Here is a 10299-nt window from a genome sequence, read left to right as displayed (position 1 = left end):
TAGAAACAAAGTACAGTTGATTGGTAACTTAGGAAACGATCCAGAAATTATTAATCTAGAATCAGGTAAAACATTAGCAAAGTTTGCTATTGCAACCAACGAAAGCTACACGAATAATAACGGTGAAAAAATCACAGACACCCAATGGCACCACGTCGTTGACCATTTGCGAAATCGAATTGGAAGCCACCAAACCTCTGCCTAAGGGCTATCCCGTAAACCCTTCCTCAATTGGCGACTATTTAAAGCAATACAGAATCGCACATGGTTACTCTACTTTTGAAATATCGTTAGAGTTAGAAGTTTACGATTCTACAATCTATAAATGGGAGCACGGACTTACAGAACCTACTCCAAAAAACACAGAAAAAATAATCGAATTTATGGGCTATGACCCACGAATTTATAATCCTTTAAAAATTGAAAATTATGAACTCACTTAGAAATAAAGTACAACTTATTGGAAGATTAGGACAAGACCCAGAAATTATCACTTTTGAAGATGGTGGTAAAATAGCAAAGTTTAACCTTGCTATTGATGATAGTTATAAAGACAAAAATGGGAACAAAGTTGAACGTACTTATTGGCATCCTGTAGTTGTTAAAAATGGTCTTGTTAATGTTGTTGAGAACTATGTAACCAAAGGTAAAGAAATTGCTATTGAAGGTAAGCTGACCAATCGTAGTTGGGATGATAAGGATGGTAACAAACGGTATTTAACAGAGGTTATAGCTAATGAATTATTAATGCTTAGTAAGTAATTTGATATTGACAATATCAAAAAGACAAAGAGATAGCGAGTTATAGCTATCTCTTCCCTTGCGATAAATTTTTCCTAAATTAGGGGCTAACTTCCACCGTCCACTAATGTAACATTTTAAATGGTGTGGCTCCCATTTGTAAAATCACTATAACTGCTATAAAACCTAACAGACTTCTCATCCAGACCCAATGGATAAAAGCTTAGGGGCTGAACTCAAACGAAAACGTTTAGACTTAGAATGGTCTCAATACGACATAGCAAAGTACTTTGGAGTACTTAAAGATTCTTATCAAAATTGGGAATGGAATCATTACTTAACACATATTAAAAACAGAAAAAAGTAGTTGAGTTTTTAGGATTCAATTATTGGAATAATGGTACTGATTCTTTATCGAATAAATGTTTATTGTATCTCATTGAATATGGATTAACCATGAATGAACTCGCTAAAAAGATAAATGTTTCAGTACGAACTATTGAACGTATTGAGAATAACGAGATGTATGTTTCTGATGAAATGAGCAAAAAAGTCGAAGAGTATATTGATTTCATTATTATGAATCGATCTATCAACTAGTTGTTTTTTATCGTGTTTCTAATATTTACCACTCCTTTATTATTTTTTGTTGTATTAATTAATAAAGTTGTTATGAGGTACTTTAAGAGTTTCTAAATCATATAGATCAGGTATAGACAATTATTTTGTATAATAAAAAAACAAAACCCTGAGTTCAAAGATGAATAAATTCGGTTTATTAGATTTTAAAAATATAACAAAAATTCCAAGTCGTGAATTATTGATATTTGACAAAATATTTATACCTGACTTGTATAATCAAATAAGACTTTCGTTTGATAATAATAGAAAACCGAAATGGCTTCTTGCAGATTTAGAATATTTAATTAGTCAAGGTGTTATTTCAGAACTAGAATTTTTTTCTTCTGAGCATGAAAATTTTTATAATAACTTGATGAGGTATGAATTCAAATTAAATGAAAATAATTATCCCAATTGGGGAAACAATACCCTAATAGATTGTTTGAAAAAAGTAACTTATACTTCAATAGATGAAAAAATATATGATGGAACTGATCCAGATGACATTCATTATTATAACAGAGTAATGATGGATGATGAATGCGAAAAAGAATGGAATGAGATTAGTCAGATGAATCCTCTGGGATTCGAGTATATATCAAATCATGTAAAAAGAATTAAAAACAATGAGGGGTATCTTAATCTAAAGTATTTATCAGTTTATTTATCAGAATTCAAAAACCAATCAACACTTCCCATTATTTCACATCCTAACCTTTTTCTATTTAATAACAATAATAAGAGATTTGGAGAAGCTTTACGAGTAGTTATTAAAAAAATTAGTTTACCAGACTTAAATACTCCCTTAGAAGAAATCATCCAATTTAGAAAAGATAAAGAGATCATTCATAAGTTAAGAGCCTTAAGACTTTGGATACATGATATTTCTGAAAAGAAAGAGGATCCAAAGATAATTAGTGAGAAACTAGATCATTTAGTCGACGAATATAATGTGTACATGAATTTGCAGAAAGCTAAATTCAATACTAGTTCTTTTGAATTTGTTGTAACTACAACTGCTGATGTTATAGAAAATATGGTAAAATTAAACCTTGGTAAAATTTCGAGTTCTCTTTTCAAATTAAAACATAGAAAAATTACTCTTCTTGAAAAAGAGATGAAAGCTCCTGGAAGAGAAATTGCATATATATCATTAACTAATGAAAAATTTGGATAAACTTTACAGAACAAAATAAACGACAATATTAATAGTTATAATTTGGGGAATTCAGTTTTTTTATCCATACTATCTATTTGAGGATTTCTAATACTTGGGGGCAATTTGTATATACTTTCTTCTGCAACTATTAAACTTAATGTCAATATATACCAAACTAAATAATGACAATGATTACATAAACCCAACATCAATGTTATAGTTTACTTTTGGCATGTAAGGTTTTGTAAATAAACAACATAAACTCTTAGTTGTTTTCTAATTAGAAATACCACCCTCTTTACTCTTTTCGTTGTAATAACTTTATAAGCTATGGAGACTAGCTTACTCTTTTAGTACTAATTATTAAAAAATAATCTAATGAAAAAACTTGTGTTAGAGACAATTCAACATTCAACTCTTAAAGATATTGATGATGTTGATCCAATATGTGATAAGGATCATGAAGTTTTAGAAGAAGTAAGACAGATCCTTTCTAAACATAAATACACAGATCGCTTTGGACTTATACTATTGCATAAGCATTTTGATATCGCAACAGATGAGATGTTATTAGAAGAAACTGATGTCGAAAATAAAGTTTCCACTGTTAGAGTTGAAAAAGCGAAAGGAACAGAAATAAATACGATTGAAACGATGTGGAAATTCAGTGAAGATATTAAAGCTGGAACACGTTGTGTACTTAGGTGTAATTATAATTCTGGACATAAAGCGTATCATAGTAAAGAAAAAGTTTAAAAAAACAGAAAACAGTAGTTTTAAACAATTACATCATAACCTACCCAGAATTGATATCGGGTAGGTTTTTATATATAAAGAATTTAATAGAGTAAATTTGAAATAGAAGGGAGTTCAAAGGTTTTCTATCTAAGTTTGGGAATTGGTCAGACTATTTATCAAAAAATAACTAAAGTAGGTACTCCAATTGCCATAAATAATTTTGAGTTAGTACTAATCTTTTTAGGCCTATAAGAAATACTCCTATAATATAAGTGTAATCATGTGTGAGTTTCATTGTTAACTCGAATAACTTCAATAGAATAAAATAATATGAACATTGAACAAACTATAAATTTATCAGAAGAAGAGCTTTATAAAGAATTAGGTCGAATTAGTAAGCAGTATGTAGAAAATTCAAAACTTGGAATCAGACCTCCAACCAAATCGCAGATAATAAAATGGGGGAAAAGTATCTTTAATGATCATATACCGAAACTTAAAGACCTCCTTTGTTCTAACGAAAAATTACGAAATTTCTCAATTAATAATTCAAATAAACTAGATTACGCTCTTTTGATTATGAGTTTGATTCAAGGTAAAATAGGTGAAACTTCTCGTATCCCAATAATTACTGTCCTAATAGTAATGAAGGGGGTTAACTTTCTGTGTGATGAATAACCTTCAAAGTTTTATTAAAAAGAGGTACAACTTATTCAAAACTCACCTACAAACTGATTCTTTTTTTTCAGAGAATTGGCTTAAAAAGGATTATTATGATAGTACTACAGAATATGTTGAATTCATAAGACAAAGAATTCTGGATACTACAAGGGATTTCAACAACAATAGAATATTCACAAGATATAATATTGATATAAAAGTTGACAAGGATCTATTCGGTATTGATGCTCATATTCAACTTTTAGGAAGTAGACAATTATTAATCACTTTATCTATTGACCTTTTACTATGGATTGAATTAAACACTATAAAGAACGTTAGGAGATCAGAAATTACTAAGAGCGGAGTTCCATATAACTATGAACCCCTAAAGGGTAAGTCAACTAAAAGTAAGCTATCCGATTTTTTTCTGAATACAATAAAAGAATATGACATTCTTTTACCTGATGAAAATGGTTTTTTAGCAATAGAAGCATTTTTTAGATTTGATGTAAATTATGATTTTTGGGGGCTTGTATCATTTTATTCTATATGCTTCTTGATAAATCACGAATTAGCTCATTTTCTATGTGGTCATACTGGTTTTTATTTAAAGCAAGGGGGTAAAGAAGAATCAGAAAAATTCATTGAAAGATTGGGATTTGTACAACCAAATTATGAAGCAGTTAAAAGACCACTAAAATGGTCTTCCGAGTTAATGGCAGATACATACGCTATATTTCGATTGGCTCACCAGATAATGATAGATGTTGACGAGGATTTTTATGTAGTTCCAGAAGAAAATATGAAAGATCTAGATTTGACTTTAGAGAAACTCATAGCAGCACCTATTACTGGTATGTGCACCTTAAACCAACTTAACTATGAAGATGAAAATCTTTTCAAAAGTGTTTATCCCCCAATACAAGTTCGCACCTTGAATTTATACTTAAGCATCTATTTTATTTGGAATCCAAGGTTCCATCAGTGGTATGACGCAAGAAGAAATCTTATATCTGAATGGTATAAAAAACGATTTCCGATAAATAAATACTTTATTTATGATAGAATTCTATATAGAAACTTTATTTTCAAATCCTGGAGCGGTAATACTAATAAGCTTTATCTTCCCGTGGAAACCAAAATCGATCAAATTACTTTTATAGGGACAATGGATGGTTGGAGATCAGGTTATACGGTTACAAAAGATGTTCTAAGAAAGTCAAATCTTACAGATTTAATATATGAATATTGTAAATGCCAGAGCACTTTATGTCTTTCAATGAACTTTATGTTCTCAAAACACCTGAAAAAGGAATGGTTTCCAGAAATTGATTATGAAAAAAACTCGCATTTAATTGATGAAGATTGGATGATTCTTTTTGGTGCCACGATGTCTGAATTCGATATTCCTATTGAAACGCTAAGGAATAAAATATTTAGAATGATGAAGGCGGCTCCACTCATAAATGATCCCGCTTATAAAATAATGGATGATTGGATGTCCAATATCAATTTAAACCATGCTGATCAAGATTTGAGCGTAATATTTAACGAAAACATATTAGCCAATGCCATAAAGGATAGTTCAGTTTTACAGAGCATTCAATCTCCTCCATTTAATTCTTGGTTAACAAGTACATTAAAAAAGTAGTCAAAAAATAGGTGTAAATAATAACCTGTCAAAGTGTTTAAATAAAATATAAACAATGATCAACTCTAAACTGAAAAGTTTGAAGTAGCGACCTCAACAACTTATACGAGAGGCTGTTTGTATCGAATCGTAATAATCATAAAAGAGGGATCAAATTCAAATATAAACTAACCCATATGAGAATACATATACTAAACATAATTCTGTTATTAATTACCTCAAATTTTCATTCGCAAAACAATCAAATCATTAATTTAGATAATAAGCACAATCTAAATTCACTAGTATTACATTTAGCAGCTACTAAACTCTGTAAGGAATTCTATAATAGCAATGATTTGATTGAAGCTCGCAAAAAAAAATCTGGCTACTCAGACCATGATAAAAGTTCACAATATACCTGCCATGTTTGTACAGAATCAATCAGACCACCTTTTTTAAGTCCTTTGGAGAGTTTTGCCGATATATTTCTAAACGATAAACGGATATCAAAAAACAAATCAAATGTTTTTGCTTTAAGAAAAATTAGAGAAGAACTTCAAAGCTCTTATCAAAAAGAGTATTATGACATGGTAGATTCTACAGATACTGAAAATTTAGTTCTTTTTCAACATGGTTTAATTACTGGTTATTCATTTGATTCAGGAATGATGGGTTTTAAAATGTTTTCACCAAGTTTTAGACTACCAAACGCAAAACTCTCCAGCTTAATTAAACCGCCTTATTTAATTGGAAATAAAATCAATGATGAAGCTGTCTATGGAAATAGTCTAATAATATTTCCAATTTCTATAACCGAAAACGTTGCCGAAAAAATCTATAATAATTACTCTAGTCATTACCACCCAAACCCTCCCTTTTCAGTTGGAATGAAATTATATTATGCTCTTAGGCTAAGTGAGAAATTTAATGGAGAACCACGCTATTATATTGTTACTTATAAAAAAGTTGAGTTCTTTTTACCCAGTCCAGAGAATATAAAGAAAACTAATCAATCAAAATTAATACCGGATATTTATAATCCTGAATACAAAATTGCGGAGATAGTTTTTGAAGATAAAATTTATCGTACACAACATGGTCAAACATACCAAAAATACCTTAATGCAGCTAAGATGTAGCTCCCAACAACTTGTGTATAAATTAAAGCTATATGAATTCCTTGGCCTGAGATTCACTTAATTTAATTCACTAAAGAGACTAGGAGGGGGAAATAACTTGTGTCCTTTGTCGTAACTAATAATAGGCAAAAATGTTAGCGTAATTGGAAACAAAAAAGAATACGTGAAATTTCTATTAGAACATAGATAATTAAATAATTATGAGTGAACAAGAGCATAAACCTACCCAACGAAAAAATAAAGGGATATCATTTCTGATCACAACCACAATTGGTATCTTAACAACTATTCCCTTGGGAATAGCAACTCTGATTTCCTACTATAGACCGGATGTTTTCAATAAAATACAATTCCCAACTTTACCATTAGTATCATGGATATTTTTGTGGGTTTTAATCTATTGTCTTATATCATTATGGATTGAGAAGAAATATAAAGGCTCATTTATTAATAAGATTTTTAGAATTCCTGTATGGACTGAGTTAAGAGGGTTCGGTGATGATAGAGTCTCAAGAATATCCTATTTTGGACTTATTATTATACCAATAATTGCTTATTTATATAAAACAGATATAGTAGGGTTTAATCTATCAGAAGCGATTAATTTCCCTCAAAACATTAAACTTATTTATTTTGCTTCGTGTTTCTTTTCTCTAGCTCTAATATTGTTTACAATTGCATGTCCCTCTAAGATTAGAAAATATAAGAAGATAGAAAAAGCAAGGAATGTTAACATTTTATTGAATAATTCCGATAAGTCCAGAGTCCTAGTTGAAGACAATGAAGAAGAGTTCCCTAACCTCGAATCATTAAGCCTTGGTGCAAGAATGACTTGCTTTACTCTTTTCTTAACAGGAATTGCACTTACAATTATCGTTCTAATAAGAGGAGCAATATTAGTATATGAAATGTAACATTAAATCATTATAGGAATTCAAAAATTGATTTAAATCCACTTTGTCATGACTCCAATTGAAATATTAAATAAGCTAATTCTTGACAAAGAGTTTTAATCTTTCCTATGAAAGTATAAGAAATGAATAGTTATAACCCAAAAACTCAATTACTATTTTTTAGTTTTGACTTAATAATATAAACTGATGTATTCGTTGTTGACACCTTTTATTTTTAATACTTTAAAAAATTCTCAACCATTTTATTAATAGCATACCTCTACATTTGAAACCATATTCTGCGACATATAATGTAGCATTAAAAAACTGATAATTGTTTAAGTTTCAAATAGTCTTTTTTGTTCCGGTATGTATGGGGCAGTAATGTTAACTACATCATATATTAATATATAGTGTTAGAAAGTCCTTGTATAAATTATTCTTTCAAAAATCAGCTCAATTGATTTCTTCTCTTTATCGTTCATCATTTTTGGTGTTATTCATATTAATTAAATGTAATTAACGGCTTTTTTTTTCAAAAATTTCAGCTCCCTTTTTTATGTAAAAATCTGATTTTTCATATTCATTATCATACTCAAACAAATCCTTTTCATTAAAGTATAAAAGATAGCGGTCGTAAAAGTTATTTCCTGTTCTAAACTCGACCACGTTTAATACCATTTTCGCATTATGATCATAACTGACCATTCTGACTGCAAGAAGCCCATCTCTTATACTATACATGCTACTTATTGTTCTTTTTTTCTCATTTATAATTGGGTCTTGAAACGAAAAATTAAATCGTACTTCATTTTTGTAAATATTATATTTATATGAAAGGATAAAATCTTTATTGAAAGTAGTGCCCCCATTAGAAATTCCATTTGCCAAAAGAAATAGATCTGCACTTCTTTCGTCAATCTTATTTATTTTATCTTTAATATAAAAATAGAACCAAGTTTTTGGCATTACATAATCATACATAAATCTATTAAACTTAGTGAAAGTAGAATCATACTTCGTAACTTCCTTAGGGTAAAAATCACGACATTCTATACTACCCGAATCACCCCAATCAAAATTGTAAAATTTATCTGGCTTTCCATTATTAGAAATGTTTTTCAAATCTAATCTACACTGCTTTAAATATTCCCTTGCGGTTTCTGATAAACTATCAAGCTTAACTGTCAGAATAACTCGCACTTTTAAAGGTGAAATAGGGTGTTGCAACTCTTCTAAGTTTTGCAACGTTTCATTTTGTTTACTTAGTTGTTTTCCAAAGTTTTTAAGCGTTAGGTCAAACCTTACTGAGTCATTACTAATTTGTAACGAATCCCTATATCTTTGCTCCCCTAATTTCTTTATTGTGATTTCATGTCTTAAAGAGTCAACTTGATATTTTTTTCTTTGTTTGATCGAATCTTTTTTTGACTTTTCTATCAACTTTTCTTTTTCTAGATGAGCTAATTGGTCTTTCTCTCTTTGGCTATAAAATGTTATTACAAAAGACACTACCATTAAGCATAAAACTATGTATCCCAAAGGGGTTAGCCTATTAAGTAACCTAGATTCACTATCCTTTTTTGTTTTAGAAATTAACCCAATAACACCTAATAAAGTTGCAATTATTATTGTTATATATGGAACTATATTCATTTAAATCCCTTTTAAACGGTATTAACAAATTACAATTAGTGATTTTAATTAATTCCCATTTCCAAACAAGTTTTACTTCCTTTATACCCTTTAATTTGAAGTGGGCTACTTCCAGCAATAATACCTAACCGTATTGCTTCTTTAAAATTACCGATTGCCGCACATGCACATGAATAAGTATCTTTATAACCAGCATCTCTTGGTAAGATGTCATCAACTCTTTTGGATAATTCCAAGGCTCTATTATAATTTTCTGGACTTTCTAATTCCTTGGTCGTTAGATATAGCCATGAAAGATTGTTTAGTGCTAAAGGGGAATAAGGTCTAATTTTTACTGCTTGTTTTAAATGTTCTAAAGCTTTAGTTATTTTTAAGTTTTCTTTTGCCAATCTAGAGGTATTAGTATAATGATAGCCTATAATCTCTTCTATTGGCATATTTTGCAAAAAATGTCCTTTCTTGATTTCATCTTCAGTTAATGTAGATGAGCTGGATGGTGTAAGCCCTTTTTGAAATTCAACATCAGTAAATATTTGTGCAGAATTATTATCCCAATTAATATATTTTTTATCCGAGTATTCATACCTAACAAAGTTGTGCCCGTTTGTTTCTACAAGATGCATCTTTAGGTTATTTAATTGCCCAATTGAAACATATATTAATGCTCCTAAGTCACAATCCATCCGACAGTAATTATTTGACGGATTATTTTTAAAGTACTCTAAATTCTCTTTAGTCATAAATGATAGTTATAAAGATGCTTCAGGACAAAAAATTGATAACGTACAATGGCATAATCTTATCGCCTGGAACAAGACCGCTGAAATTGTTGAGAAATATGTCGCTAAAGGTAAAGAGGTTGCTATAGAAGGTAAATTAACGTGAATCTCGGATAAGAATTAGTTTAATTTTTCCTAGTAAAAAAGGCTGTTTTTGAGTAAATTAAAGTGACAAAATTTTAGTTTAACCTCAAAAAACAACCTTTATGCTTAGAGATAAAATTACAGAATTCTTCGTAGAACTGGACGATTTTTGCAATGAATTTAGCTCCCAACT

General features: G+C 29.7%; 12 protein-coding genes and 2 pseudogenes. 12 read left to right on the top strand and 2 right to left on the bottom strand.

All coding sequences use genetic code 11. The features are described 5' to 3' along the window. From Q4Q35_RS13825 to Q4Q35_RS13775, 11 genes and pseudogenes are all read left to right on the top strand, one after another. A pseudogene (locus Q4Q35_RS13825) lies at positions 1 to 160 on the top strand (single-stranded DNA-binding protein); the annotation flags it as partial. A 19-nt stretch (positions 161 to 179) separates the two neighbouring features. Continuing rightward, the gene (locus Q4Q35_RS13820) at positions 180 to 443 is read left to right on the top strand and encodes a helix-turn-helix domain-containing protein (RefSeq protein WP_303278581.1); all 264 of its coding nucleotides are present in this window, start codon (positions 180 to 182) and stop codon (positions 441 to 443) included. Beyond that, the gene (locus Q4Q35_RS13815; protein WP_303278580.1) at positions 430 to 762 is read left to right on the top strand and encodes a single-stranded DNA-binding protein; all 333 of its coding nucleotides are present in this window, start codon (positions 430 to 432) and stop codon (positions 760 to 762) included. Before Q4Q35_RS13820 ends, Q4Q35_RS13815 begins: the two co-directional genes overlap by 14 nt. Positions 763 to 952: 190 nt before the next feature. Beyond that, positions 953 to 1108, top strand: coding sequence for a hypothetical protein (locus Q4Q35_RS13810; RefSeq protein ID WP_303278579.1), 156 nt, complete (start codon positions 953 to 955; stop codon positions 1106 to 1108). A gap of 62 nt (positions 1109 to 1170) precedes the next feature. Further along, complete coding sequence (locus Q4Q35_RS13805; protein ID WP_303278578.1) at positions 1171 to 1341, top strand: helix-turn-helix domain-containing protein; 171 nt, start codon at positions 1171 to 1173, stop codon at positions 1339 to 1341. Between the two features lie 160 nt (positions 1342 to 1501). Next, positions 1502 to 2539 carry a hypothetical protein gene (locus Q4Q35_RS13800; RefSeq protein WP_303278577.1) on the top strand — a complete coding sequence of 346 codons (1038 nt, stop codon included), beginning with the start codon at positions 1502 to 1504 and terminating at the stop codon, positions 2537 to 2539. A 360-nt stretch (positions 2540 to 2899) separates the two neighbouring features. Continuing rightward, positions 2900 to 3277, top strand: coding sequence for a hypothetical protein (locus Q4Q35_RS13795; protein WP_303278576.1), 378 nt, complete (start codon positions 2900 to 2902; stop codon positions 3275 to 3277). Positions 3278 to 3589: 312 nt separating this feature from the next. Then, positions 3590 to 3937, top strand: a complete 348-nt coding sequence (locus Q4Q35_RS13790) for a hypothetical protein (RefSeq protein WP_303278575.1) — start codon at positions 3590 to 3592, stop codon at positions 3935 to 3937. Next, positions 3930 to 5573, top strand: a complete 1644-nt coding sequence (locus Q4Q35_RS13785; RefSeq protein WP_303278574.1) for a hypothetical protein — start codon at positions 3930 to 3932, stop codon at positions 5571 to 5573. Before Q4Q35_RS13790 ends, Q4Q35_RS13785 begins: the two co-directional genes overlap by 8 nt. A 176-nt stretch (positions 5574 to 5749) precedes the next feature. Beyond that, positions 5750 to 6694, top strand: a complete 945-nt coding sequence (locus Q4Q35_RS13780; RefSeq protein WP_303278573.1) for a hypothetical protein — start codon at positions 5750 to 5752, stop codon at positions 6692 to 6694. Between the two features lie 200 nt (positions 6695 to 6894). Beyond that, on the top strand, positions 6895 to 7608 hold the full coding sequence (locus tag Q4Q35_RS13775) for a hypothetical protein (RefSeq protein ID WP_303278572.1): 714 nt from the start codon (positions 6895 to 6897) through the stop codon (positions 7606 to 7608). Between the two features lie 498 nt (positions 7609 to 8106). Here the strand turns inward: Q4Q35_RS13775 and Q4Q35_RS13770 are convergent, their stop codons facing one another. Beyond that, on the bottom strand, positions 8107 to 9243 hold the full coding sequence (locus Q4Q35_RS13770; RefSeq protein ID WP_303278571.1) for a hypothetical protein: 1137 nt from the start codon (positions 9241 to 9243) through the stop codon (positions 8107 to 8109). 44 nt (positions 9244 to 9287) lie between these two features. After that, entirely contained in the window at positions 9288 to 9983 is a 696-nt protein-coding gene (locus Q4Q35_RS13765; RefSeq protein ID WP_303278570.1) for a hypothetical protein, read from the bottom strand. On the opposite strand from Q4Q35_RS13765, the pseudogene Q4Q35_RS13760 reads away from it, so the two are divergent. Next, positions 9958 to 10125: pseudogene (locus Q4Q35_RS13760) on the top strand (single-stranded DNA-binding protein); the annotation flags it as partial. The gene Q4Q35_RS13765 and the pseudogene Q4Q35_RS13760 sit on opposite strands and share 26 nt — an antisense overlap. Between the last annotated feature and the right edge of the window lie 174 nt (positions 10126 to 10299).

Source organism: Flavivirga aquimarina (assembly GCF_030540835.1).
In the GTDB taxonomy this organism is placed as follows: Bacteria; Bacteroidota; Bacteroidia; order Flavobacteriales; family Flavobacteriaceae; genus Flavivirga; species Flavivirga aquimarina.
The sequence above is the reverse complement of the archived record's forward strand: the minus strand, read 5'-3'. Positions and strand labels throughout refer to the sequence as shown.

Coding starts and splice junctions, on each gene's coding strand:
- Q4Q35_RS13790 (WP_303278575.1), top strand. CDS start 3,590: ATGAACATTGAACAAACTATAAATTTATCAGAAGAAGAGCTTTATAAA.
- Q4Q35_RS13795 (WP_303278576.1), top strand. CDS start 2,900: ATGAAAAAACTTGTGTTAGAGACAATTCAACATTCAACTCTTAAAGAT.
- Q4Q35_RS13815 (WP_303278580.1), top strand. CDS start 430: ATGAACTCACTTAGAAATAAAGTACAACTTATTGGAAGATTAGGACAA.
- Q4Q35_RS13785 (WP_303278574.1), top strand. CDS start 3,930: ATGAATAACCTTCAAAGTTTTATTAAAAAGAGGTACAACTTATTCAAA.
- Q4Q35_RS13810 (WP_303278579.1), top strand. CDS start 953: ATGGATAAAAGCTTAGGGGCTGAACTCAAACGAAAACGTTTAGACTTA.
- Q4Q35_RS13770 (WP_303278571.1), bottom strand. CDS start 9,243: ATGAATATAGTTCCATATATAACAATAATAATTGCAACTTTATTAGGT.
- Q4Q35_RS13800 (WP_303278577.1), top strand. CDS start 1,502: ATGAATAAATTCGGTTTATTAGATTTTAAAAATATAACAAAAATTCCA.
- Q4Q35_RS13775 (WP_303278572.1), top strand. CDS start 6,895: ATGAGTGAACAAGAGCATAAACCTACCCAACGAAAAAATAAAGGGATA.
- Q4Q35_RS13780 (WP_303278573.1), top strand. CDS start 5,750: ATGAGAATACATATACTAAACATAATTCTGTTATTAATTACCTCAAAT.
- Q4Q35_RS13765 (WP_303278570.1), bottom strand. CDS start 9,983: ATGACTAAAGAGAATTTAGAGTACTTTAAAAATAATCCGTCAAATAAT.